Source organism: Bacillus sp. 5B6 (assembly GCF_000259405.1).
Lineage (GTDB): Bacteria > Bacillota > Bacilli > Bacillales > Bacillaceae > Bacillus > Bacillus velezensis.
Window position 1 is genome coordinate 58,089 of record NZ_AJST01000001.1, and the last position, 24,848, is coordinate 82,936.

Below are 24,848 nucleotides of genomic sequence, written 5' to 3' on the forward strand. Positions count from 1 at the left end.
ACTAAAGAATGAATGTAAAAGATATGTTGGGCGACTATTAATCTTTTATGTTTCTTTCTTCTCCGTAACTTCATCCGTTTTCCTGTACTTCAAGTCAAAGCTTTAGAGACAAAACAAATAATTAACCACAGAAAAAATACAGTACGTAAGTCGAGATTACAATAATTGTATAATAAATTAAAATATAGGAGAATAAACAAATAGCAGGAGGTAATAAGTATGAAAACGCGAAAATTAGGACTGGGCGACTACCCTAGAGACATCAGAGATTCCAATTATACAAAAACTATTAAAACATTTTGAATTATTTTCACTCCCTAAGTTTATTTAGGGAGTCATATTATTTTAAGGAGTGAGATTATATTTGAACAAGATTAAGTGGCTTATTATAATTGGGGTCATAGTATTAATAGGTATATTTATATGTATCGGAACATTTAAATATACTAATTCAGTTTCTGATGTTAAACGAACTGAAACAGAAAAAGAAAAGAATTTCTTGAATGATAAAATTGCAGCTATATATTATTCAGCAACAATAGATTACCCTAAAGATGGGAGTTACACTGTATATATTGATGAAAAAGGAGCAGCAACAGCTGTAAAAGGAGATGCTATTGAGGTTGGAACCATTGCACAAGATGAAAAAAATATAGTTAGACAGGACAAAAAAGAAGTATATATGATAGGCGATAGCTTTAAGAAATTCCCGATGCAACATCAAGTACATACAAGTTATGGGCAGTCATCGGGTCATTTAATAAAAGGAAATATCTTTTATTTTTTGAATAATCAAGAAGTCGGTAAAAACCATTATAATAGCTTAATCAGATGGGGTAACAGCAATGGGTTTCACGAAAAAATTATTCCGGGTTTCTATACAAGTACCGGTAATGACGGTGAATATATTTACGTGATAAATGAAGATTCTTCAATCAAAACACCGACTTTCCAGGATGTTAAAATAGATAAAGATAAAGTTACAGTAGGGAAAGGAACAACAATTCCTATATTAAATGAAGAAAATTGGAGTGTTTATTCACAGATAATAGTTAAAAAAAGCTCAGCCTTTTTTATACTATATAACCAAACGGATAAATCAAACAAAGTACAATTCAAAGTAGCAGAAATTGATTTAAAGCATAATAAGTTTAAAGGGGCATATCCTTTAGGCAGTTATAATATCCCTGATGAAATTTCTCAACTGGCAATTCCTCTTTCCACTAATAACTTTTTTGTGAAAAATGACACTTTATATCATTTGGCAGCTAATTCAATACTTTATACTTTTGATCTGAAAAGTATGAAGCCGAAGAAAAAACTCCCATTACATAGATCAACAAAATTTGAAAACCAAGCAAAATTCACTTATTTTGATGAGTCTGAAATTTTCTTGTTAGAAATAAGCAAGGGTGGGAAATATGTGATTAATTCTTACTCTTATAAAAACGGAAAAAAATTAAAATCTACTCCTATCAGAGGACTTGAAAAAATTATTAACAACACCCATGTTTCTGAATATGACTTTTTTATGATTAAGAAAAACAAAGAAGTATGGGGTGATTAGATATAAATGGCTAGACAGCTGAGTGAGTATACTTAAGGGGAAATTAAATTCACAAAGGAGAATAATAATGGATGAGCTAGATCTTGCTTTTGGTATTTTACCACTTTCTATTATCGTCTTATCGATTATATTCACTTATATTTTCAAAAAAGTGTATATAATGCCGCTTGTCAGTATAGTTGTTTCTGTCATACTAATGTTTACTGTTTTTAATCTATCCTTTTGGGGATGGGTTGTTGTCTATGGTTTAGTATCACTAATATTATCATATATTACAAATAGTGTAAGAATGAAAATAGATAATAGAAATAAATAATTATATCCTTTTGTTTGTAAGGTATCATAGGTAATTCAAAATTACAGTGATACCTTTAATTAATATAAAGGTGAATGTAAGCTTTAATAACATGCTCCGCCCGCTACATAACATGATGGCGTTTGCATTATCGGGCAAAAACATGGGTTCGGCATCATCTCCGAACCCATGCTGGTTTTATGATTTGTATTCTTTTTTGACCTTTTGAAATATATCCGCATAGTTGGTAAACACACCGGTTACGCCCCAATTCAGCAGACGGCGCATGTCCGCCTCGCTGTTTACGGTATAAGGGTGAAGCAGAAGGCCGTGGCTGCGAATGTTTCGGACATTTTGAGCGTTCAGCGCTTTGTAATCCGGTCCGATTCCGACGGCATATGTTTTAATGTCTGTTAAATCTGCGTCAGTCATTGACGTCATCTGTTCCGCTTCAAGCAATTGGACGGCGGGAAGTTTCGGATCGAGCTGTTTGATTTTCAGAAGGCTGTCCTTGCTGAAAGACTGAATGATAACTTGTCCAAGTTTCGCATGCTTACCTGCCAATTTGTATTTTTTCAGTGAAGCGATCAGTTTTTCTTCCATACCCGGATATGTTTCGGGCGCCTTTGTTTCAATATAATAGTTTGCATGTCTGCCGAACCGTTTTAACACGTCATCAAGTGTGGGAACGCGAAGTCCGGCGTATTGCGGTTTTGCTTTTTCCGGATAGGCCTTATTGAACCAAGAGCCGGCGTCGAGCTTTTGAATCTCGGCTAATGTATGATCCTTCACCCAGCCTTGTCCGTTTGTGGTGCGGTCCAGTTTTTCATCATGCATGACGATCAGCTTGCCGTCTTTTGTCATTTGTAAATCCAGCTCAATATAGTCAGCCTTCATTTTTTGCGCAGTTTCATAAGAAAGGATCGTGTGCTCCGGGACATACCCCGAAGCACCGCGATGGGCAATGGTCAAAATTCTGTCAGGAGACAAGAGGTTTCCTTTTCCCGCTGCCGATACAGGCGTGACGATGAATGACAATAAACCGAGTGAAAGCAATACCAAAGCAAACAATTTATGTTTCCGCATGTTTTCTTCCCCCTTAAAAATCAATATCTGTCTCTAGTGTAGAAAATCGTTGTAAATGCTGTACTGCAAAAATATTAATCTTTTATGTTGTTTTCTTACACATGCTCCGCCCGCTTGCCCGTATTCCACGTCATAGCCAAGAAGACGATGGACAGCACGCATGAGGAGATAAGCATGATAAAGCCGCCGTTCCAGTCAAAGCGGTCTACGACATAACCCATGATGGCGTTGGCGAAAGCAGAGCCTCCGATGTAGCCGAAAAACCCGGTTAAGCCGGCTGCCGTTCCCGCCGCTTTTTTAGGCGCAAGGTCAATGGCCTGAAGCCCGATCAGCATGACAGGTCCATAGATTAAGAAGCCGATGCTGATCAGCGCGATATTATCGATGAGCGGATGACCGGCAGGGTTAAGCCAGTAGACCAATACAGCGATAAATACGCCGGCCATGAACAGTACGCCTGCCGGCGCGCGGCGGCTTTTGAAAAACCGGTCGCTGATCCAGCCGCACAAAATCGTTCCCGGAATTCCCGCATATTCATAAAGGAAATAAGACCATCTGGAGTCTTCAGGCGAGAATCCTTTCGCTTCCGTCAAATAAGTCGGAGCCCAGTCAACGACTCCGTACCGCACGAAATAAACAAACACATTGGCAAATGCGATATACCACAGAAATTTATTATTCAGCACGTATTTGAAAAGAATTTCTTTGGTCGTCATCTCTTTTTCCTGGTCTTTGAACGCATGTTTCGGATAGTCATTCCGGTATTCTTCAATCGGCGGAAGCCCGCAGGATTGCGGCGTGTCCCGAACGAGAAGAACAATCACAAATGAAATGACGATGGCGATAATCGCCGGAAAGAAAAATACGCTTTTCCAAGTAACAAACATGGCGATGCCGAGAGTCACGAGCGGGGCGAGAATACCTCCGCCTATATTATGGGCGACATTCCATATCGACATTTTCGTTCCGCGTTCACTGATGGAAAACCAATGAGCCATCGTCCGTCCGCAAGGCGGCCAGCCCATTCCTTGAAACCATCCGTTAATAAACATAAAAATGAACATAATCGTCACGCTTGACGTGACCCACGGCATGGAAACAAATAAAATGTTTACGACACCTGACAAAAACAGACCTGTCGCAAGGAAATATCTCGGGTTGCAGCGGTCAGACACCATCCCCATAATAAATTTACTGAAGCCGTAAGCGATTGATACGGCCGCAAGCACCAAGCCAAGTTCCCCTTTTGAAAACCCTTGTTCCTGAAAATAAGGAATAGCGAAGGCAAAGTTTTTGCGAAGCAAATAATACCCGGCATACCCGATGAAAATCCCCAAAAATACTTGCAGCCTGAGCCGTTTATAGGCCGCATCCGTCTTTGAATCATCCAATCTCTCAATATGCGGAGCCGGCTTAAACAATTGAAACATCATATCCTCCCCTTTGCTGAACGTCTATCATGATGTATGTATGACTCCTTTCCTTGAAAATGACAAAAAGAACCAGAAATCACCCTTGTAAAAGGGCAGGGTTTCCTGGTTCTCCTCATCTCCATCCAAAAATCATTAACTTGTGTATGATAGCGCTTTCTTAAATTATCACAGTCTGACGTGAATGTAAACGCTTTAAGGAAAGTTTTCATTTTTTTGAATAAATAACCGGAGGGAATATCAGCCGGAGAGCGAAAGATTTGAAGTACTCGATTTTGTACTCAGGCATAAGATGTGTTAGGCCGAACTAAGAAAAGCGAAGGGAGTGCATCTGTTGATTGATGAATTGGATTTTGCGTTCGGTGTTCTGCCGCTTTGTATCATCATCTTGTCAGTCGCCGGAACATATTTGTTTAAAAACGCGTTCATTATGCCGGCTGCCGCTTTGGCCGTTTGCCTTATATGCACCTTTACCGTATTGAATTTCTCGTTTATCGGGTGGGCCGTTGTGTATACGCTTGTCTCTTTCGCGTTATCGCATATTACGATGGTGGTGATCAGCCAAAATAAAAAATAGGATCGGCGGCAGCCGATCCAGCTATCAAAAGCAGAGATGCGCTCTCTGCTTTGTTTTATTTATGAATGTGCAGGAATTCCTTGATGACCGCGGTCTGTTCTTCTTTCGGGTAGCTTCTGTACAGATGGCTGGCTAAGCGGACGGGGTCACCGAAGAAGTACCGCTCATATTGTGTCTGTCTTGTTCCGAAGGGGCTCATGGTCAAATCCCATGCGAGGCGGAACACTTTTACCCGGTCTTCAGCGTTCAATTCGGCCGCCTGCAAATATTGGTCAAGGTCTCCTCTGATGTCAGAACGGAACGCTTTTTCAGTCGGCAAAGTCACCATTCCGCTTGCTCCGATCAGCTGAATGATTTCCGTGAAGCGCGGGTAGATATCGGGAAAAATCGCGCTGACCACACGAAGCGGAGCGACACTCGGACGCATATAACCCCATTCATCTGTTTCCGCATCATTCTCCGACTTTTCCAAAAGGGCTTTCATCGTTTCCAGACCGGTGATGATTTCAGCCATCTTAGCCTGAATATGCTGATATTCGCCCACATCTATCGCTTCGACAAGCGTTTGGGCGAGGCCCAGGAGAAACTCCGTCTTTACAATTTGTCTCGTGATAACTTGATGAAATGCGAAGGCGTTAAAAGAGCTTTTCATATTAAAATCAAAAGCCGCCTCGTAATTATTATAAAAAAATACGCGTTCCCAAGGGACCAAAACGTGATCAAATACAACGATAGAATCCATTTCTTCATATCTTGAGCTGAGCGGATAATCAAACGCTGATTTTCCGAGTACGAAAGATTCCCTGCAGATGAATTTTACTCCCTTTGTATTGGAAGGGATTGAAAAAGCGAACGCTTCATCCGATTCAAAATACATTTTAGGCAGAGAAACCACGAGCACTTCATCCGTCAGGCCGCCTTGTGTGGCTAAAATCCGGGCGCCGTGTATGATGAGGCCTTTTTCATTTTTATCGACGACTTTTGCCGAGATAGGTGTCGGCGATACGTTTACACCCATTTGTGAACGATTCACCTGAGGGGTGATAAACGTGTGCGTAAAAGAAAGATCCTGAGCAGCAGCCCGTTCGTACAGCGCTTGAACATGTTCCGGAAAACAATGCTCGCGGTCTTTCAAAAGCGCGGCGGAGGAGGCGAAGCTCATCAGCACGGTATTCATATAATCCGGGCTTCGACCCATCATTCCGTGCGTGTGTCTGGCCCAATGTTCGAACATGTTTCTTCTTCTTTTTACGTCTTCTTTCGTTTTCGGCTGCAGGTATGAAAGCCCGGCCCGTTCTTTTTTACCGGGAAGACTGTAAGTCATTTGATCTTTCATGTCCGGTTTCGTTTGCAAATCATAAAGAGAGCGCTTCGTTTCCAGAAGGCCCTTAAATGCGGGATGTTCAGAAATCTGTCCCTCGATCTTTTCACCATCGAGCCAAATCTCATTTCCAAGCTGATTTAATCGGTCAATGAACATTTTTCCATTAATGATACCCATCATGTCGCCCTTCTTTCTTTGCAGATCCACTACCTCATTATATTGAAAACGAAATTGGGTGTTCCGGTTATTTCCAAAGGGGAAGAGCCTTTTCTGATAAGGGGGGGGAAGGGTTTGCATAATAAAAAAACCCCTTAAGCAGAGGGGTTTTTAACTGATCATGTCTTTGTATCGTTGTTCGAGGACAAAGTCTATCATTCCGGTGATACGGGTGTTTTCAGATTTTTGTCTGAAACGGTCAGACACTTGGATTTTTCTTGAAAACGGAAATACAGCAATAATCCAAACAAGGCCGGCCAGGCCGAAAACCATCTGCAGAGCCATTTCAATCAATTCATTAAAATGAGTGCTGAAAAAAAAGATATATAACGTGATGAATGTGACTGTACATACAATTTTGACAGTATGTTGGAAGGTGAGGGGCGGTTCAGTGAAACACATTTTTATTTGATTCAGTGTGAGCGAATCTTGTTTCATTAAGTATGTAAGCAGTTCTTCGTCATTTTGACTTCGCGGAATCAAATCGGTTTCTATTTTTTGAACGGTTTCCTTGTATGTCTGCATATCAATCTTCATGCGAATCCTCCTTAAAAATAACTCCAAGAATACTCATTGAGCATTCCTGGAGCAAGGAGCTGCCTGTTCAATTATAGAAATAGTGATAAAACCGTGCGGAACAAGGCTGCAGCTCCTCCTAATTCAGGTGCTAAAACGACTAAAGCACCGATCCCTACAATAACAATAATTCCTGCGCCTGCAATAGCCATGGTATTCACGACAGAATCCCAATCCGGGGAGTACACCTCTTCGGAATCCGGCAACCTGAAACTCTTTTGTTTTATTTTAAATGTAATGGTAGTTGTTAGTCCAGTTGTAGCACTGTCACCGACCGGAATATCAGGTGTATAAATTTTAAATTGAATATTCAGCGATCCCGCAGCCGGATTGACATACACTTCTAAATAACCGTTGCGGACTGACAAGCTCAGACTGTTAAGCAGGTTTTGATAGGAATCAATTTGTGATGCTGTAAAAGAGACTTGTGAATCTCCCATCAGACCGGTAATATAAGCTCCCGGTTTGCCATTTGTAATGGTAACTGTGTTGGGAGAACCTTCGCTTGGCACTGTTGCCAAAAGTGAAGTAGATAAAAGAATATCCATTTCAGGTGATGCATAAATGGTTTCTGTCTTGTCGAATTCAAACATGGCATTCGCAAGATTCGATATATTTTCTAAAGCAGGAATGGTTGTTAAAATGTCCGTCAGTGTGCGCAGTCTTGCATCATACACAGGATCAGAAGGCGGATGGACGCTGCTTACACCTGAGTCTTTTCCGGAGTATCCGTCTTTGTCAATGGCGACTTTTCCCGCTCCGCTTCCGATCGTTCCTTCATAAAATTGATCAAAAGCCCAGTTTTTCGGCATCGGGTATCCGAGGTTGCCGCTGAATCCGGTCGACATGTTAGCCGTAAAACTATATTTGGTCAGACCTGCTTCTGACGTCCGGATACAAATGTTTCTCGGTCCGTATACCCCGATTTCATATTTCGGCGCAGTTGAGAACGCCTGCATTTTCATAAAAGCTGACTTGATTTCTTGAAAGTAAGGGATGATTTTATCTGTGACTTCATAATCATACGCATCGAAATCGACGGCAAAGTAAATGGTCGTTCCTGACGGGAAGCCTAATCTTCGGGCGGCTGATGCAGCGCTGTACGCATCTCTCGTTCCTTGGTCTTTTACAAAATAAGAAGATTCATAGCCGCCGTCCTGATAAATCGGAAACACGCTTAAGCCGGCATTGAAAATAGTGGAGAGTTCTTTTGACGTCAACGCCTTCGATGTCAGTCCGCTGCTTGTCCGCACATTTCCGGTCAGATATCTTCCCACGATTTTATAGCCATTCTCACGTAAAGTTTTGGCCGTATCTGCCGTCAAAATGGCAGCGGTGTCACAAGCTGAAGCAGCCCGGGTTGTGTCGCCTGAGCTTGATAATAAAGCTTTAATCGTCGGCATGTCCGCATAACCAGTCTGCGGCAGGCACATAAACTTTTGGAAAGCTTTCACTGCCGATACAACTCCGACGCCGTATTTTCCGTCGAATTCACCGGGATCAAACGCTTCCCCATTACAGTAAAGCGCGTATTGAACAATCAAAACAAAGCCTGTCCGTGAATCGCCGGGAGTCAAGGTAGGACATAAGCTGGTCGTTCCGTTCCCGAAAAATCCATTGGCGACGCTTGTGCTCATGCCTTCTTCTTTTTGCAGGGCATAAATGAGAGCCTTGTTTGTATCGCGGGCATATAAGCCGTCACAAGGCATCAAGCCGATGTAGTCATTGTAATCCCGGTTCAGGTTCTGCTGGATTTGGCGGATTTTTTTGTCGCCTCCCGCTACTAACCGAAAAGCGCTCATATCCAGCAAGGCCTTCATAATGAGTGCCGTGACGATGCCGTCTTGCTTAGTGAGCCCGGCCGCTTTTTGAAACTCTTTTACAGCGTTTTCGGTATTTTCATAGAAAACGCCTGAAAATCCGCCGGGGTTAAAACCTTTACACCACAGCGCCCCTTGCAGAATGTAATTCATGTTTGCCGGCTTAGAATCGGGAGCCTGCTTTTTCAACGGCTTAAACAATCTTTGTGTCGTCGGGCCGAAGTTATCGGCAGGTTCTGAAATACCAAGTTCAATTTGAAGCGCCCGTGTCAGACCGTAAATGGTATCCCAGCCCGTTTTTCCGTTTTCCGGTACTTTGTTGTACCCGTGTCTGCCTTTGTACGTTTCATTCAGCCATTGTTGTGTTTCCAGGACCATTTCGTCCATTGCAATCCCTCCATTAGGTGTAGTGTGCGTTCATTCATAGGTGGCAAACGTATGACAGTTTGTCATGGGTGCAGAGGTTTATCCAAGGAGAGCCCCATCATACAGCCGCAGAACAAACGCCGAAAGAGAGGCATTGATAGGAAAAGACCTCGATATGACAATTGATACAAAAACAACAAAATGGATAGCGGTTTAAAGTAACTTTATCACTTAATCAAAAATAACAAGAATCATAAGTAGTAGTCATATAGTCATTTTAAGGGCTGTTCACATCTCTTCCTGCAGTCAAAATGGTTAGTTGGACGGATTTATGATTGGCTATATTGTCATTAACATAAATAGGGTAAATAGTTACAGGAAGGAAGGGTTTTCTGGATGAAAAGCAAAAAGATTTTTAAGTCGCTCATCATTATTTTTACTCTTTTAATAAGCGGAATTGGTTTTATGGGTTTTTCTTCTCCGCAAAAAGCAGAGGCTAAAGACTGGCTTCATACTTATAAAAGCGGGTATTTCACTAACTATGTGATCAATACATATCATCCTAAATTCACTAAAACGACAAAAAAGTACAGCTTGAGAGCCGTGACTTTTAAATCCAACAGTAAAGGGAAGGGCACGTATAAAATATACGTCCAAAAGCAAGTCAACGGCAAAGGTGCCTGGAAAACAATAAAAACCGCCAATGCAAAGAAAAACGGAACGACTTATTTTGAAACACCTTCGTTAAAAAAAGGAGATTCATACAGATTTAAATTGGTCAATCAGGGTTCGAAAAAACGTGTCAATTATAGTGCAAGATGGATTGTATTCGCTTCATAATGCCGATTTTCCGGTCTATAAAGTTTTAGCTGCTGCTGCTGCGGCAGCTTTTTATTTTCTCCGGAGCTCAACCGCCAGGGAGCCCGCGCCTGTCTCTTCGGGCGTACGTTTGTATTTCACCGCATCATTCTGGATTATGCGGAAAGGTACATCGCTTCAATGATAAGCCAGTCCCGGGTTCTTTTGATTCGTTTGAAAATGTTCTGATATAAAAAAGGCGTGCCGCGGTGTAAAATGGCTATATTGATAAATATGGAGGTTGAGATGGATCAAGATTATATGACTGAGCTTGTCTCAGTCCAGCTGAAGAAAATTCGGTCGGAGAGAGGCTACACACAGGAGAAAATGGCGGATGTGATCGGCCTTTCTAAAAAGGCGCTGGTGCAGATTGAGAAAGGGCGGGCGCTTGCGGAATGGCCGCACGTTGTGGCGGTTTGCGCGCTTTTCAGATCAAGTGAAACACTGCAATCCGTATTAGGAGATGATCCGCTGGAGGTCATTGAAACGGTTGCTCACCGCACAATTGACAGGCCGAAGGGGAAGACGATGGGCGGCAAGGTGTGGTGGAAAGCCATCGAGAAAAAAGGCGAGTTCCGCTTGCAGCAGCATTTGATTTCCCACCATTACCGCATCCTTGATTCCTATGATGATCTGTGGTTCAGCAGTTTTGAAAAGGCAGAGGCTTTGGAGCGGCTTGATGAGCTGTTCTTGGAGGCGGAAGAAGCGAAGCGCTGACGCACCTCCGGTTGATGTATTTTCTGACAAGTGGGAAAATATATATAAATTCCAGCCAAAGGAGAGATTCGAATGAAGCCTGAAGATATCGTCCGAAGCGGCCCGAACCAGTACATATGCAAGGAAGGAATCGCAAAAGAACTTCCAGGGCTGCTGGAGACATTCAGAAAACCCGTTATTGTGACCGGAATCAAATCCTATCAGGCGTTCTCCGATTACAGCGGCGGTTCTTCCTGGGATGTGATTCAGCATAAAGGATACTGTTCACCTGAGGCGGTGCGTAAGGTCTGTGAGCAGGCGGAAGACGCGGATGTGATCATCGGTATCGGAGGCGGCACGATTTTGGATTTGGCAAAAGCGGCGGCAGACCGGCTTGATATTGAAGCTGTGATGGTTCCTTCCATTGCGGGGACGTGTGCGGCAAGTACGCCGTTAAGTGTCATGTATGATGAGAGCGGCAATTTTATCAGAGTGGATTATCATAAGCGTTCAAGCTATTTGACGCTTGTTGATCCGCTGTTTTTGCTTTCCTCTCCCATTGAATATATGAAAAGCGGGATCGGTGATACGCTGGCGAAATGGTATGAGGCCGAAGCGGTCATCAGAAATACGGGGACGGCGCCGCTGATGGCTCAGGCGGGGCTGAGGCAGGCGGAATATATCCGTGATCTGTTATTGCGTTACAGTGAAGCAGCCGTCGTAAGCATGGAGAAAGGTGAGCTGTCAGTACCGTTCATCCAGACGGCGGAAACGATTATTATGCTCGCGGGAACGGTCGGCGGGTATGGGGGCCGTTTGTGCAGGATGGCAGGGGCGCATGCGGTCCACAACGGACTCAGCTTTATTCAGGAGACACATCAGGTGCTGCACGGTCAGAAGGTTGCTTACGGCATATTGGTGCAGCTTGCGCTTGAGAATCGGAGACATGAGATTGAAGAGCTGCTTCCGTTTTACCGCCGGCTCGGTTTCCCCGTCAGTCTCTGTGATCTCGGCATCCTTGACAACCATGAGGAAACCAAGCGCCGTATTGCTTCTCACGCCTGCCGGGCGGAAGAATCGTTATGCTTAATGGGACAACATCGCGAGAAGGACGTGTCAGCTGCGATTGAATCGCTCGAATCAGCGCAAAAGACAGGATAGAGCTTGTCATCTATCTTGTCTTTATTTTTTGAATATTTCCGTTATAATGAGTGGGGTATAGAAAGGGAGGGGCCAAAGGACATGTATCAGGCTAAGAAGATGTTGTTATTAGGATCAGGCGAGCTGGGGAAAGAAGTCGTCATTGAAGCGCAGCGGCTCGGGGTTGTCACTGTAGCCGTTGACAGCTATGAGCATGCTCCCGCCATGCAGGCCGCGCACAAAAGCTATGTGATTGATATGCTTGATAAAGCGCAGGTCAGAGAAGTCATTGAGAAAGAAAAACCGGACTTGATCGTGCCGGAAGTGGAAGCCATTGCGACGGATGAGCTGCTGAAGCTTGAGGAAGAAGGTTTTCACGTCATTCCGAATGCGCGTGCGGCAAAGCTGACGATGGACCGTGAAGGCATCAGACGGCTTGCGGCAGAGACGCTTCATCTTCCGACTGCCGGCTATGAATTCGCGAATACATATGAAGAATTTAAAGAAGCGGCGGAAACAATCGGCTTTCCGTGCGTGGTAAAACCGCTGATGAGCTCTTCCGGAAAAGGGCAAAGCGTGTGCCGCTCGGCTTCCGGGCTGAAAAGCTGCTGGGACATGGCGATGGAAGGCGGCCGAGTGAAAAACGGCCGGGTCATCGTTGAGGAATTCATTCCGTTTGAATCAGAAATCACTCTTCTGACAGTGCGCGCGGCGAACGGTACATCCTTTTGCGCGCCGATCGGACATGAACAAAAAGACGGTGACTATATTGAATCATGGCAGCCTCATCATATGACGGAACAGCAGATCAAAAAGGCGAAACACATTGCGAAAAGCATAACGGACGAGCTCGGCGGATACGGTTTGTTCGGGGTGGAGCTTTTCCTTACTGAAGATAAAGTATATTTCAGCGAGGTGTCTCCCCGTCCGCATGATACAGGGCTCGTTACGCTTGTGACGCAAAATTTGTCAGAGTTTGCGCTGCATGTCCGCGCGGTATTGGGATTCCCGATTCCGGAAATCACTCAGCTGTCGCCGGGGGCAAGCCGTCCGCTGAAGGCGCCAAAAGAGCTTGCTGATTATGCGGTTGAAGGTGTGGAGAAGGCTTTGGCGGTAAAAAGCACTCAGGTCCGCGTATTCGGTAAACCCGTCACGAAAGTAGGACGCCGTATGGCGGTTGCGCTTTCTGCAGCCGAGACCGTTGAAGTGGCCAGAGAAAGAGCGGCTGAAGCACTCAGTCATTTATCAATTACATAAAATGATCTTAAAAGGCGTTTTTACCGTAATGGTAAGGCGCCTTTTTTGTTTGGACAGACTATATACTGGAAAACGGGGTTGTGAGATAATGTATGAGGCCGTTTTGTGCCGGCTTTTTTAATTCTTGAAACTTTTTATGTCCGCAATCGTTATATGTAATGTTCTCATTTCACGGAGAAGGAAATAACAATACATCATACGGCTTTTCATTCATCAAGAACGGACAATCCGGATCGCAGCATGGAATATTTAAGCAGGGCAATCCGGAATAGAGGAAACCATGATTGCTTACCTTAATATGAACGGCGAAAAAACAAAAATCACCAGATTAGATTGTTCAAATAACACCAAATGCTGTATAATAAAAGAATTTGAATGATAGCATTGAAAGAATTCCATTTTATGTTTCCGTAAAATGGAGTCTTTATGCATACGCAGTCCGATTTGATATGGTTTTAATTGGAGGTTTGTGTAAACTGTGAATTATATACCTAGTATGATTACAATTGGAAATTTCATTTGCGGGCTCTTATCGATTCATTCCCTTTTGTATCATAATATACACTCTGCGGTGATCTTTATTTTCACCGGGATGTTTCTTGATTTCTTTGACGGTTTGGCCGCTCGTAAGCTGAACGCGGTATCGGAAATGGGAAGGGAGCTTGACTCTTTTGCTGATCTCGTGACGTTCGGCGTAGCGCCGTCCATGCTCGCTTACAGTGTTTCACTATATACGCTTCCGTTCATCGGAATTTTAATCGCGCTTTCCTACAGCATCTGCGGGATGATCCGTCTTTCCAGATTTAATATTGAACAAAGCAAGCTGCCGACGTTTATCGGGATGCCGATTCCGTTTGCGGGTATGTGTCTTGTCATTTTGAGCTTTATCAATAACGCTTTTCTTCTGGGGGCGGGAACGATCGCGCTCGGTTATTTAATGGTCAGCAACATTAAATTTCCGCACTTTAAAAAACAGGCGCCTGAAAACCTGGAGAGCAGAAGATGGAATTAGTTCAGCAATTAATATCCGATTACGGATATATCGCGATTTTTCTTATGCTGACACTCGGTATTATCGGATTGCCAATTCCGGATGAAGTCATGATGACGCTTGTGGGCTACTTCGCTCATTTAAACGTGCTGAATTACGGGCTCTCCATTCTGATCAGCTTTATCGGAGCGCTCCTTGGGATGATTATCAGCTACTTCATCGGCAGAAAAGCCGGCCGGCCGTTTATTAATAAGTTCGGAAAATGGGTCGGTCTGAAGGAAAAGAGGATGGAGAAAGTAGACAGGTGGATGAAGAAATACGGGCCGTACACCATTATTTTAGGTTATTTCATCCCCGGCATCAGACACGTGACCTGCTACTTTTCCGGAATCGGCAGAATGGAATTCAAAACCTACTTATGCTTCGCCGCCATCGGAGCGTTTTTATGGTGTTTTATTTTTATTACTATAGGAAAATTCATAGGAGTAATCAATGTTTAATACTGCCGCTAAAGTTCTTTACCGTTCATTGATTGAACTGACTAATAATCGATTGACGTCTTATCTCATTAAAAACTTCTGTGAATCGAAACTGAGCAAGCCGATGATTCCGCTGTTTTCCAAACACTATCGCATCAACTGGAATGAAACGGAACGCACGGCTTCTGACTTTGATTCACTGGCGTCATTTTTCATTCGTGATATTAATTTGAATCTCCGCCCCGTGGCAAAAGAGAAGAACGCCATCGTCAGCCCGGTGGACGGCGTCGTTCAGACGGTTGGCATGATTAAACCCAATCAAACTTTCATGGTAAAAGGGAAGGATTATTCGTTCGCCGAACTGACGGGGTTTAAAAGCGCCGATCACAAGTATAACGGCGGGTGTTTTGCCGTGCTTTATCTGAGCCCGAGACATTACCACCGCTTCCATTCTCCCGTCAGCTGCACGTATCAGAAGCTGGCCGAGCTGGGGAAACGCTCCTATCCCGTTAATACGATGGGATTGAAGTACGGGAAAGATGTGCTCTCAAAAAATTACCGTTATGTGTACGAGCTGACCCGTGCTGACCAGCAGATGCTCATGATTCCGGTAGGTGCGATGAATATTAACTCGATCGTTCAGACAAACACCGGAAACAGGCTTGAGACGGGGGAAGAGCTGGGCTATTTTTCATTTGGATCGACCGTTATTTTAGTATTCGAGAAAGATATGTTTACCCCTTCGGATAACCTGACTGAAGGCCGTGAATTACAGGTCGGTCAGATCATCGGTTATGCGGAGTCACAGGAGGAGGCGTCCGCTTTATAAAAGCTGCTCCTCTTTTTTATATGGTGTAAGGAAGTGAACATTATGGAAGAAAAGGATTTGGCAAAGCTGATAGAGCAGTACCAGCATACAGGGGATCAGCAAATTCTTGAAGCCGTGCGGGACGCATGCCGGCCTGTCGTTGAGGCGCTCATCTCAGAACTGGCTGAAGACAGCGCCGATCTTCTGCGGGCAAAAGGCCGTGACCGTTTTCCGTTTATTATCGGCAAGTATCAGACCGCGGCCGGCCTTTCGCTTGAGACCTTTTTGCGCAACACGTATCGGTTTTATTTTCAGCAGGTTTTAAAAGGCGAAGCGTGACTGGAAGAAAGAGTCCGGACGGAAATGTTCATCTTTCGCCCGTTTTCCTGTATGATATAGTAGAGTGTGCGATCATTAATTTAATTGAACAGGGTGTATAAATCATGGAAAAACAATATAGAGTTTTACTTTATTATAAATATGTAAAGATTGATGAGCCTGAGGAGTTCACGGCTCAGCATTTGAAGTTTTGTAAGGAGCTCGGTCTGTTAGGCCGTATTTTGATTTCTGAGGAAGGCATTAACGGTACGGTGTCCGGAACGGTTGAACAGACGGAACAATACATGAATGCGCTGAAAGCTGATCCGCGCTTTGCTGACATGCCGATCAAAATTGACGAGGCTGACGGACATGCATTCCGCAAAATGTTTGTGCGCCATAAAAAAGAATTGGTGACGCTTCGTCTCGAAGATGATGTTGATCCGAATGTCACGACGGGCAAGCATTTGAAACCGAAAGACTTTTATGAGCAAATGCAGGATCCTGACACGATCGTGATCGACGCCAGAAACGACTATGAGTATGACCTCGGTCATTTCCGCGGAGCGGTCAGACCTGATATTGAGGCGTTCCGTGAGCTGCCGGACTGGATTGAAGAGCACAAAGACATGCTTGAAGGCAAAAAAATCCTCACGTACTGCACAGGCGGCGTACGCTGTGAGAAATTTTCCGGCTGGCTGCTGAAGAAGGGCTTTGAAGACGTGTCCCAGCTTGACGGCGGTATCGTCACTTACGGTAAAGATCCTGAAGTGAAAGGGCAGCTGTGGGACGGACAGTGCTACGTGTTTGACGAAAGAATCAGCGTACCGGTCAACCGCGTAGAGCACGTTATCATCGGAAAAGATTATTTCACGGGCGAGCCGTGCGAGCGTTATGTGAACTGCGCAAATCCGGCATGTAATAAAAAAATGATCTGCACACCTGAGAATGAATACAAATACATGCGCAGCTGCAGTCACGAATGCCGTACGAACGAACGCAACATGTATGTGAAAGAGCACGAAATGACTCAGGAAGAAATCAATGAACGCCTTGCTTTGATTGAAAAAGAGGATCATGCGGCGATTGATTAATAGAAAAGACCACCAATGAGGTGGTCTTTTTTGTGTTTACATACTTTCTGTCCGGGCGGTCTGGTCTGCCGTGACGGGTCCTTTATATTTGAATGCTTTTTCCCACTTGGACACGACGATGCAGGCGACCGCATGGCCGGGCACGTTGACGCCGGTTCTCGCCATGTCCATGACGCGGTCGACACCGGCAATGATGGCGACGCCTTCCGCGGGGAGACCGACAGCATTCGCAGTCGCCAGAAGCACGACGAGTGAGCCTGACGGGACGGCGGCAATGCCTTTGCTTGTCATGACGAGCACAAGCATCATCAGAAGCTGCTGAGATAGCGGCATCTCCACATGAAACGCCTGCGCCAGGAAAATACAGGACACCGATAAATAGAGGCTTGAGCCGTCACAGTTCAGCGATAAACCTGACGGAACCACAAAGGAGACGACCCGCTTCGGACAGCCGTATTTCTCCATCCGATCCATCAGCTGAGGCAGAATGGTTTCTGTGCTTGTCGTGGAGAAAGCGATCAAAAACAGATCCCAAATCATTTTCAGCACTTCAAAGTACTTGATTTTAAAGATAAGCCCCACGATCGGAAACAGAACGAAGAGTATCAGGAACAGCCCGAGGAACACAGTGCCGATCAGCTTCAGCATCGGAAGCAAAAGCGCGATTCCGAATTGTCCGACTGAGGCGGCCATCAGGGCGAGAACGCCGATCGGAGCGGTGACCATCACCATCTGCGTCAGCTTGAACATAATATTTGCCGTGGATTCGAAGAAACTCATGACAGGCGCGGAGGCTTTGCCGATGCCGGCTGCGGCAACACCGAATAAAATCGCGAAAAAAATGACGGCGAGAAGATCGTTTTTCGCCATAACGTCAATGATATTAACGGGGATAATATCAAGAAGCATTTGTTTCAGGTCGACTACTTTTTCCGTATAGCCGGAAAGCTCGTGAATATCTTTTTTAGCAAGATGAGAAAGGTTAAGTCCGACTCCCGGCTTCAGCACGTTCGCCAAAAACAGACCGAGCGCCAGAACAAGCGTCGTAATCACTTCGAACCAAATAATCGTTTTGATGCCGAGACTGCCCATTTTTTTCATACTGCCGCTGCCGGCGGCTCCGATGACAATGGTTGAAAACACGATCGGCACGACAATCATTTTAATCAGGCGGATAAATCCGTCTCCGACGGGCCGCAGCGCCATCCCGAAATCCGGGAAGAAATGGCCGATCAATGCTCCGATGGCTAAAGCGATCAAAATCTGGAATGCGATAAATTTTTTCAAGCGAATCCCCCTTTTACTTGCGCATTTCTTACGTAATTCGTGAAGCAGGCGGCAACCACCTTCCTATCAGCCATAAATTTGTCACATTATTGACTGTGCGATAGAAAGGATTGTTTTACATTATGTAAGCGCAATCATTTAATATGACAGAAAGTCCTCATTGAAAAAAATGAAGGAGCATAAGAATAAAGAAAGATTTCTGATGAAAATATTAAAAATTTTGATAATTATCCTCTTATAAGTGGTATATTTGATATGATACGGTCAACTGCATTCTCATATATCTGTGCATACACGATTAAGGCAGAGAAAACAGGCAGCTTATAAAAGACTGAAAATTTAAACAATTACAAGAAAGGTGTGCTTTTGTTGAATCAACTGATTGAAAGACGTAAGGTCACAGCAAGAAAAGAAAAACCGGATTCCGCTTCATTGGGATTTGGCAAGTACTTCACAGATTACATGTTTGTTATGGATTACGAAGAGGAGAGAGGGTGGCATGATCCGAGAATCACCCCTTATGAACCGGTCCATCTTGATCCGTCCGCATCCGTTTTCCATTACGGGCAGGCCGTATTTGAAGGGCTGAAGGCTTATAGGTCAGAAGACGGCCGGGTGTTGATGTTCCGTCCTGACCAAAATATAAAACGGCTGAATAAATCGTTACGGCGGATGAGCATGCCGCCTCTTGACGAGAAGCTGGCGCTGGAAGCATTGATACAATTGGTGGAGCTGGAGCAGGAATGGATACCGATAGAAAAAGGAACCTCTTTATATATTCGTCCGTTTGTAATTGCGACTGAGCCTTCTTTAGGCGTCCGGCCTTCAAAACGTTACAAGTTCATGGTTGTTCTGACGCCTGTCGGTTCGTACTACGGCGATCAGCTGAAACCGATCCGTATTTATGTGGAGGATGAGTATGTGCGTGCCGTCACCGGCGGAGTGGGCGACGTCAAAACGTCCGGAAATTATGCGGCCAGCTTACAGGCTCAGCGGAAAGCCGAAGAACTGGGGTATGATCAGGTGCTTTGGCTCGACGGGGTGGAAAAGAAATATGCCGAAGAGGTAGGGAGTATGAATATCTTTTTCATCATAAACGGAGAGGCCGTAACGCCGGCATTAAACGGAAGCATTCTCGGGGGCATCACACGCGCATCTGTGATAGAGCTGTTAAAAAGCTGGGGCATCCGCGTCAGGGAAGAACAGGTCGCCATTGATGACATCTATGAGGCTGCGATGAGAGGCGAGGTGTCAGAGGTATTCGGTACGGGAACCGCGGCCGTCATCTCGCCGGTCGGCGCGCTGCACATTCACGGAGAAACGATTGAACTGAATAACGGTTTGATCGGTGAAGTGTCAGAAAGGCTCTATGAAACGATTGCCGGCATCCAAGTCGGGAAGGTGCGGGATTCGTTCAGATGGGTGGTTGAAGTATAACCAAAAAAAGAACCCTTGCGCTGCAGGGTTCTTTTTTTGGTTATTGGGATTTTACGGCTTGCACGCGGGCTCTGCTTTTCCGGTTTTTCAAGTAATAAGCGCTGTAGCAAACGGCCATAAATGCAATTCCGCAATAAAGGGCGATGGCCTGGTTCGGATCAAAAGCGATGCCGATACAGGAGGCGAGGCATAGGAGAAAGGCCGCTATCGGTACGACCGGATATCCCGGTGTCCTGTATTTCAAGTCTGAAAGCTGGTGCCCTTCTGTAAGAAACCGTCTTCGGAACAAAAATTGCGATGCGGCGATGCTCATCCACACAGCCACTACCGCAAATCCCGAGACGGAGACGAGAACAAGGTAGACTGTATCCGCTGCAAATACGCTTGACAACAACGACAGAATGCCGCCGATCATACTGAAGATCAGAGCGTTAAAAGGAATGCCTTTAGAGGTCAGCCTGGCAAAGGCGGGATGAAGCTCCCCTTCTTTAGACAGGGACCACAGCATACGTGATGACGCGTACAGCCCTGAATTGGCCGCAGACAGAAGCGCCGTTAAAATGACGAAATTCATCAGATCGGCCGCATAAGGCACGCCGACTCTGTCAAATACCGTGACAAACGGGCTTTCAATCACACCGGCTTCCTTGATGGAGATCATCCCTGACAGCACAAAAATCGTTCCGATAAAGAAAAGCGCCAGCCGCCAGACTGTGGTCTTAATGGCGCGCGGAACAGTTTTTTCCGGATCGGCGCTTTCCCCTGCGGCGATTCCGATCAATTCCGTCCCTGAAAAAGCGAAGTTTACTGAAAGCATCGTCATCAGTATCGGGAAAAAGCCATTTGGAAAAAGGCTGCCGCCATCCGTAAAGTTCGACAGCATAGGTGCGGCCTCACCGCTTTTCATCGGGACGATGCCGAACATCGCCGCTCCGCCCAATAAAATAAACAGTAAGATGGCTAAGACTTTAATGCTTGAGAACCAAAACTCCGATTCAGCAAAAAATTTCACGGAGAAGGCGTTTAATAAAAAGATGAGAAGAGCGAATACCGCACTCCACATCCAAACCGAAGTATGCGGGAACCAACGCTGCATGAAAAGCCCGGCCGCCGTGAATTCAGAGCCTAGCGCCACCGCCCACGTCAGCCAGTACAGCCATGCGACCGTAAAGCCCGTCGCGGGCCCGATATAGGTCTTCGCATAGGTGTGGAATGCGCCCGTCACCGGCATGGCCACTGACAGTTCACCGAGGCAAAGCATGACAAGATAGACGATGCCCGCGCCCAGAAGGTAAGCGAAAATGGTGCCCGCCGGACCCGCCTGATGAATGGTATACCCAGAGCTTAAAAACAGCCCTGTTCCGATCACACCTCCGAGTGATAGCATAAAGAGGTGTCTGCTTTTCATACTTCTCTGAAAATTCGTCTCGTTCTTGTTGTTCATTGTTTTCCAACTTTCTGCGAGGGCCGTCCTAATAAAAAATCTCATGCCGGCGAACGGCACGAGATTCCGGCGAACCGGCTTTTTGAATAGAATATACAAACTATTCCGATTAGTCAAGTTGTTTTTAAGGTCTTGGCCCAATCGGCAATGGCTTGGATGTCCGCGGGTTTCGTCCGGCAACAGCCTCCGATCAGGCTCACGCCGTTTTCGTACCAGCTTTGCGCGCTTTTTCCGAAATGGTTTTCGCACGCTGCGCCTTTCCAGGTTTTTGTCACTGGGTCATATTGTTCGCCAGAGTTCGGATAGGCGATAATCGGTTTGGACGTTGCCCGTTTGATTTCTTGTACCAGCTGCGGAATATGTTCGATCGGTGTGCAGTTGATGCCGATCGCTGCGATTTGGCTGCAGGAGTCGAGCAGGGCCGCGCATTCGGAAATAGGCGTGCCTTCGCTGATATGCCGTCCGTCTTTGGCGCTGAAGCTGATCCATGCATAAGTGCCGGGGAATTCCTCCAGCAGCCTTGTGATCGCTTTTGCTTCTGACAGGCACGGAATGGTCTCACAGGCCAAAAGATCGGCGCCGGATTCTATGAGAGCTTTCATCCGGGGGCGGTGAAAGCTGATCAGCTCATCCTCCGTCAGTCCGTAATGCCCGCGATATTCTGAGCCGTCAGCGAGGCTCGCGCCGTAAGGTCCGATAGAAGCGGCGACCAAAGGTTTGGGCCGGTGTAAACGGTTTTCTTCATGCGCCCAAAATTCATCGCGTGCTTGTGCGGCAAGTTCAACAGATGTCTGAATGAGACGTATCGCATCGGTTTCCAGGATGCCGCGCGCTGCAAATCCTTCGATTGTCGATTGATAACTGGCGGTGATCGCGCAATCAGCGCCGGCGGCAAAATATTCTGCATGCACCTGTTTGATCAGTTCCGGCCTCTCCAAAAGAATTTTGGCCGACCACAGATCGTCATGTAAATCACAGCCCATCCGCTCAAGCTCGGTTGCCATCGCGCCGTCTATGATCATCACCGGGTATTCATTTAATATTTGTGAAATGGGATTCATAGGCCTTCCTTTCTGACTTTACTGAAAATATATAAAAAGGGTAATGGACGCTATTCTCTTTGTCAATGAACCGGCAGAAAAAAGGTGTTCAGGACGCTGCCCGAACACCTTTTGTTTAGGAAATGTGTTTGCCTTTCGCACTTTTCGCGATGCCTGAATACTCCCAGCAGTCGATCCCGTCATCATCAGGGAGCACATCTCTGTAAAAGACGGGGTCCTTTCCGGCTTTCTTTTGCCGGACATAATCGCTCAAAGCGGCAAACGCTTTTTTCGACAGAAGGAAAATCGCGATTAAGTTCACGACCACCATTAAGCCCATGAACAAGTCAGCCATATCCCACACAAGCTGGACTTTGGAAATACAGCCGAACAGTACCATTCCGAGCACACAGATACGGTAAATGAACAGCCATTTTTTGTTCTGGCTTAAAAATCCGATATTGGTTTCTCCGTAATAATAGTTGCCCATCAGAGCGCTGAAGCCGAACAAAAGCATTAAGACAGCAAGGAAACCGGACGCCCACGCGCCGACATGATCGCTCAAGGCGGCCTGAGAAAGCGCGATGCCGCTCAGTCCCGGCTGGTGATAAGCGTCTGAAAATAAAATGATAAGCGCCGTGCTTGTACAAATGACGAGCGTATCCGTCAGGACGCCGAATGCCTGAATGAGCCCCTGTTTCACCGGGTGGCTCGTCGTAGCTGTCGCCGCCGCGTTCGGAGCGCTTCCCATACCCGCTTCATTTGAGAAAATCCCGCGTCTTACACCTTGCATCAAGGCCGCACCTAAAGCGCCGCCCGCTGCCTGATCAAAGCCGAACGCATTTTTTACGATTAGCGACAGAACGCCGGGCAATTGGGTGATGTTCGTCAGAATGACAAAGAAAGCGACACCGATATATAAAACGGCCAAAACGACTACGATGTATTCCGCCATTTTCGCAATCCGTTTGACGCCGCCGAAGATTACGCCGCCGAAAACCAAGATTAAAATAATGCCCAATGTAAGCCGGCTGGTGCCGAATGCGTTTTGAAAGGCGACGCTGATCGTATTGGATTGAACGGAATTAAAAACAACCCCGAATGACAGTGTGATTAATACGGCGAACAGCGCGCCCATCCAGCGTTTCTTCAGGCCCTTTTCCATGTAATAGGCCGGGCCCCCGCGGAATCCGTTTTCATCTTTTACTTTATAAATTTGGGCCAGCGTGCTTTCAACAAAGCTTGAAGCCGAACCGATGACTGCGATAATCCACATCCAGAAAATAGCGCCCGGACCGCCGAGTGCGATCGCAATGGCGATTCCGGTAATATTCCCGGTTCCGACACGCGCCGCCATACTGATGCAAAATGCCTGAAACGGGGAAATGCTGTTTTTTGTCCGGGCGGCCGCGCCTTCCTTCAAAACCCGGATCATTTCCTTCAGCATGCGGACTTGCAGACCCTTTGATCTGAACGTAAAAAACAGTCCCAGAGAAAGAAGCAGTACGATTAACAGTTTTGACCATAAAAAATCATTTGCCGAGCCGATTACATTTTCAAGGAATTCCTGCATCCAATCACCTCTTGGTTCGTTTGATTAAAAAATACTGAGCTCCCACTCCTGTGCGATATGTTTCAGCAGCATGCCGCCGGTCAGGCTGTTGCCGTATTCATCAATGGCCGGACCGTAAATGCCGATGCCGCAGCCGTTATGAAAAGGCTGTTCTCTTCTGGCGCTTGGGGGAACCAATGCCATAATGCCGCCGGATACCCCGCTTTTGGCCGGGACGCCGACGAAAGCCGCATATTTGCCTGACGCATTGTACATCCCGCACGTCAGCATCAGGGCTTTGGCGAGTTTCGCGACATCTTTCGGAATGACCTGTTCCCGTCGGATCGGATGGTAGCCGTCATGCGCAAGTATCAATCCGATTAAAGCGATGTCCTCGGTTGTACCCTCCATGGCGCACTGCTTTAAATACACTTCAAGCGTTTCTTCCACATCCGCCTCGAGAAAGTTCGTTTCTTTTAAATAGTAGGCGAGCGCTCGGTTCCGATGCGCGGTCTGCCATTCAGAACGGAAGACCTCCTCGTGAATGTGAGGGCGTTTTCCTATTAATTTTTCAAAAACGGAAAAGAGATATTCTAATTTATCATGCGCCGTTTCACCCGGAAGCAGCGAGGCGACGGTAATGGCGCCGGCATTGATCATCGGGTTGAAGGGCTTCCCGGGTTTATGGATTTCAAGCCGGATGATAGAATTAAACGCATCACCCGTCGGCTCCACGTCCACACGATCCAGCACGTAAGAAATGCCTCTGTTCATGCAGGCGGCAATAAAGCTGATGACTTTTGAGATGCTCTGCAATGTGAACGGGACATTCCATTCACCGGCATGAATCATTGAGCCATCCGGCTCTAATATGCAAATGCCCAGCTGAGAGTCGTTGATTTCTCCAAGGGCGGGTATATAATTTGCGCTTTTTCCATTGACGGAAAACGGTCGGTAATGCTCCACCCAATCTTGTAAAAGTGAAGCCAGTTCCTCTTTTTCAAGGCGCTCTCTGACCATATCTTTCATAACATTCCTCCTCTATTGCAAGCCTGTCCGAAGCGGAACCCGGTCTTGGAAAACGTTTTCAAAAATAGCGTGTTCCATGTTAATGTATAATGACATCTACAGAATCATACAAAATACGACAAAATCATTCTTAAAATAAGCCGATAGATTTATAAATCAGC

General features: G+C 45.8%; 23 protein-coding genes. 13 read left to right on the top strand and 10 right to left on the bottom strand.

The genetic code is table 11. The features are described 5' to 3' along the window. Nucleotides 1-364: 364 nt before the first annotated feature. Together MY7_RS00300 and MY7_RS00305 are read left to right on the top strand one after the other, a co-directional pair. Nucleotides 365-1,567: a hypothetical protein gene (locus MY7_RS00300; protein WP_029326103.1), complete on the top strand. Its 1,203-nt coding sequence runs from the start codon at nt 365-367 to the stop codon at nt 1,565-1,567. Between the two features lie 67 nt (nt 1,568-1,634). Further along, on the top strand, nt 1,635-1,883 hold the full coding sequence (locus MY7_RS00305; RefSeq protein WP_007609130.1) for a DUF2651 family protein: 249 nt from the start codon (nt 1,635-1,637) through the stop codon (nt 1,881-1,883). Between the two features lie 177 nt (nt 1,884-2,060). Here the strand turns inward: MY7_RS00305 and MY7_RS00310 are convergent, their stop codons facing one another. Beyond that, the gene (locus MY7_RS00310) at nt 2,061-2,948 is read right to left on the bottom strand and encodes a glycerophosphodiester phosphodiesterase (protein ID WP_007609133.1); all 888 of its coding nucleotides are present in this window, start codon (nt 2,946-2,948) and stop codon (nt 2,061-2,063) included. A gap of 95 nt (nt 2,949-3,043) precedes the next feature. After that, nucleotides 3,044-4,378 (bottom strand): glycerol-3-phosphate transporter, encoded by a 1,335-nt coding sequence (gene glpT, locus MY7_RS00315; protein WP_003156725.1) that lies wholly within the window; start codon nt 4,376-4,378, stop codon nt 3,044-3,046. Nucleotides 4,379-4,712: 334 nt separating this feature from the next. On the opposite strand from glpT, the gene MY7_RS00320 reads away from it, so the two are divergent. Continuing rightward, a complete protein-coding gene (locus MY7_RS00320; protein ID WP_007408994.1) occupies nt 4,713-4,955 on the top strand; it encodes a DUF2651 family protein in 243 nt (80 codons plus the stop codon). A gap of 55 nt (nt 4,956-5,010) precedes the next feature. Here MY7_RS00320 and hpaB read toward each other — a convergent pair whose 3' ends face one another. The 3 genes from hpaB to MY7_RS00335 all read right to left on the bottom strand — a co-directional run bounded on the left by hpaB (nt 5,011) and on the right by MY7_RS00335 (nt 9,278). Further along, entirely contained in the window at nt 5,011-6,456 is a 1,446-nt protein-coding gene (gene hpaB / locus MY7_RS00325) for a 4-hydroxyphenylacetate 3-monooxygenase, oxygenase component (protein WP_029326101.1), read from the bottom strand. 150 nt (nt 6,457-6,606) lie between these two features. Then, nucleotides 6,607-7,032 carry a hypothetical protein gene (locus MY7_RS00330; RefSeq protein ID WP_007609143.1) on the bottom strand — a complete coding sequence of 142 codons (426 nt, stop codon included), beginning with the start codon at nt 7,030-7,032 and terminating at the stop codon, nt 6,607-6,609. Between the two features lie 71 nt (nt 7,033-7,103). Further along, nucleotides 7,104-9,278, bottom strand: coding sequence for a glycoside hydrolase domain-containing protein (locus MY7_RS00335; protein WP_007609146.1), 2,175 nt, complete (start codon nt 9,276-9,278; stop codon nt 7,104-7,106). 375 nt (nt 9,279-9,653) lie between these two features. Between MY7_RS00335 and MY7_RS00340 the strand changes: the two genes are divergently transcribed. From MY7_RS00340 to trhO, 9 genes are all read left to right on the top strand, one after another. Then, nucleotides 9,654-10,097: a hypothetical protein gene (locus MY7_RS00340; protein WP_007609154.1), complete on the top strand. Its 444-nt coding sequence runs from the start codon at nt 9,654-9,656 to the stop codon at nt 10,095-10,097. A 264-nt stretch (nt 10,098-10,361) separates the two neighbouring features. After that, complete coding sequence (locus MY7_RS00345; RefSeq protein WP_029326100.1) at nt 10,362-10,832, top strand: helix-turn-helix transcriptional regulator; 471 nt, start codon at nt 10,362-10,364, stop codon at nt 10,830-10,832. A 72-nt stretch (nt 10,833-10,904) separates the two neighbouring features. Further along, nucleotides 10,905-11,972, top strand: a complete 1,068-nt coding sequence (locus tag MY7_RS00350; RefSeq protein WP_007609158.1) for an iron-containing alcohol dehydrogenase family protein — start codon at nt 10,905-10,907, stop codon at nt 11,970-11,972. Nucleotides 11,973-12,053: 81 nt separating this feature from the next. After that, nucleotides 12,054-13,208, top strand: coding sequence for a phosphoribosylglycinamide formyltransferase 2 (gene purT, locus MY7_RS00355; RefSeq protein ID WP_029326099.1), 1,155 nt, complete (start codon nt 12,054-12,056; stop codon nt 13,206-13,208). A gap of 478 nt (nt 13,209-13,686) precedes the next feature. Beyond that, a complete protein-coding gene (gene pssA / locus MY7_RS00360) occupies nt 13,687-14,220 on the top strand; it encodes a CDP-diacylglycerol--serine O-phosphatidyltransferase (RefSeq protein ID WP_003156712.1) in 534 nt (177 codons plus the stop codon). Continuing rightward, complete coding sequence (locus MY7_RS00365; RefSeq protein WP_003156711.1) at nt 14,211-14,699, top strand: DedA family protein; 489 nt, start codon at nt 14,211-14,213, stop codon at nt 14,697-14,699. The genes pssA and MY7_RS00365 overlap by 10 nt, the downstream gene beginning before the upstream one ends. Beyond that, on the top strand, nt 14,692-15,507 hold the full coding sequence (locus tag MY7_RS00370; protein WP_007409003.1) for a phosphatidylserine decarboxylase: 816 nt from the start codon (nt 14,692-14,694) through the stop codon (nt 15,505-15,507). The genes MY7_RS00365 and MY7_RS00370 overlap by 8 nt, the downstream gene beginning before the upstream one ends. A gap of 42 nt (nt 15,508-15,549) precedes the next feature. Next, the gene (locus MY7_RS00375) at nt 15,550-15,825 is read left to right on the top strand and encodes a hypothetical protein (protein ID WP_007409004.1); all 276 of its coding nucleotides are present in this window, start codon (nt 15,550-15,552) and stop codon (nt 15,823-15,825) included. Nucleotides 15,826-15,929: 104 nt separating this feature from the next. Next, complete coding sequence (gene trhO, locus MY7_RS00380; RefSeq protein WP_007609165.1) at nt 15,930-16,898, top strand: oxygen-dependent tRNA uridine(34) hydroxylase TrhO; 969 nt, start codon at nt 15,930-15,932, stop codon at nt 16,896-16,898. Nucleotides 16,899-16,934: 36 nt separating this feature from the next. Here the strand turns inward: trhO and gltP are convergent, their stop codons facing one another. After that, complete coding sequence (gene gltP / locus MY7_RS00385) at nt 16,935-18,185, bottom strand: glutamate-aspartate/proton symporter GltP (protein ID WP_007609166.1); 1,251 nt, start codon at nt 18,183-18,185, stop codon at nt 16,935-16,937. 369 nt (nt 18,186-18,554) lie between these two features. Between gltP and MY7_RS00390 the strand changes: the two genes are divergently transcribed. Next, complete coding sequence (locus MY7_RS00390; RefSeq protein ID WP_015416722.1) at nt 18,555-19,622, top strand: branched-chain amino acid aminotransferase; 1,068 nt, start codon at nt 18,555-18,557, stop codon at nt 19,620-19,622. 40 nt (nt 19,623-19,662) lie between these two features. On the opposite strand, the gene MY7_RS00395 is transcribed toward MY7_RS00390, so the two are convergent. The 4 genes from MY7_RS00395 to MY7_RS00410 form a co-directional block, all read right to left on the bottom strand. Next, a complete protein-coding gene (locus tag MY7_RS00395) occupies nt 19,663-21,066 on the bottom strand; it encodes an amino acid permease (protein WP_161631119.1) in 1,404 nt (467 codons plus the stop codon). A gap of 113 nt (nt 21,067-21,179) precedes the next feature. Then, nucleotides 21,180-22,127, bottom strand: coding sequence for a homocysteine S-methyltransferase (mmuM, locus tag MY7_RS00400; RefSeq protein ID WP_007609171.1), 948 nt, complete (start codon nt 22,125-22,127; stop codon nt 21,180-21,182). A gap of 115 nt (nt 22,128-22,242) precedes the next feature. Beyond that, entirely contained in the window at nt 22,243-23,679 is a 1,437-nt protein-coding gene (locus tag MY7_RS00405) for an alanine/glycine:cation symporter family protein (protein ID WP_007609173.1), read from the bottom strand. A 24-nt stretch (nt 23,680-23,703) separates the two neighbouring features. Then, the gene (locus MY7_RS00410) at nt 23,704-24,687 is read right to left on the bottom strand and encodes a glutaminase (RefSeq protein ID WP_007409011.1); all 984 of its coding nucleotides are present in this window, start codon (nt 24,685-24,687) and stop codon (nt 23,704-23,706) included. Nucleotides 24,688-24,848: the final 161 nt, after the last annotated feature.

Coding starts and splice junctions, on each gene's coding strand:
- hpaB (WP_029326101.1), bottom strand. CDS start 6,456: ATGGGTATCATTAATGGAAAAATGTTCATTGACCGATTAAATCAGCTT.
- glpT (WP_003156725.1), bottom strand. CDS start 4,378: ATGTTTCAATTGTTTAAGCCGGCTCCGCATATTGAGAGATTGGATGAT.
- MY7_RS00305 (WP_007609130.1), top strand. CDS start 1,635: ATGGATGAGCTAGATCTTGCTTTTGGTATTTTACCACTTTCTATTATC.
- MY7_RS00405 (WP_007609173.1), bottom strand. CDS start 23,679: ATGCAGGAATTCCTTGAAAATGTAATCGGCTCGGCAAATGATTTTTTA.
- MY7_RS00330 (WP_007609143.1), bottom strand. CDS start 7,032: ATGAAGATTGATATGCAGACATACAAGGAAACCGTTCAAAAAATAGAA.
- MY7_RS00365 (WP_003156711.1), top strand. CDS start 14,211: ATGGAATTAGTTCAGCAATTAATATCCGATTACGGATATATCGCGATT.
- MY7_RS00345 (WP_029326100.1), top strand. CDS start 10,362: ATGGATCAAGATTATATGACTGAGCTTGTCTCAGTCCAGCTGAAGAAA.
- MY7_RS00350 (WP_007609158.1), top strand. CDS start 10,905: ATGAAGCCTGAAGATATCGTCCGAAGCGGCCCGAACCAGTACATATGC.
- MY7_RS00310 (WP_007609133.1), bottom strand. CDS start 2,948: ATGCGGAAACATAAATTGTTTGCTTTGGTATTGCTTTCACTCGGTTTA.
- MY7_RS00340 (WP_007609154.1), top strand. CDS start 9,654: ATGAAAAGCAAAAAGATTTTTAAGTCGCTCATCATTATTTTTACTCTT.
- MY7_RS00395 (WP_161631119.1), bottom strand. CDS start 21,066: ATGAACAACAAGAACGAGACGAATTTTCAGAGAAGTATGAAAAGCAGA.
- MY7_RS00335 (WP_007609146.1), bottom strand. CDS start 9,278: ATGGACGAAATGGTCCTGGAAACACAACAATGGCTGAATGAAACGTAC.
- MY7_RS00370 (WP_007409003.1), top strand. CDS start 14,692: ATGTTTAATACTGCCGCTAAAGTTCTTTACCGTTCATTGATTGAACTG.
- MY7_RS00410 (WP_007409011.1), bottom strand. CDS start 24,687: ATGAAAGATATGGTCAGAGAGCGCCTTGAAAAAGAGGAACTGGCTTCA.
- purT (WP_029326099.1), top strand. CDS start 12,054: ATGTATCAGGCTAAGAAGATGTTGTTATTAGGATCAGGCGAGCTGGGG.
- trhO (WP_007609165.1), top strand. CDS start 15,930: ATGGAAAAACAATATAGAGTTTTACTTTATTATAAATATGTAAAGATT.
- MY7_RS00375 (WP_007409004.1), top strand. CDS start 15,550: ATGGAAGAAAAGGATTTGGCAAAGCTGATAGAGCAGTACCAGCATACA.
- mmuM (WP_007609171.1), bottom strand. CDS start 22,127: ATGAATCCCATTTCACAAATATTAAATGAATACCCGGTGATGATCATA.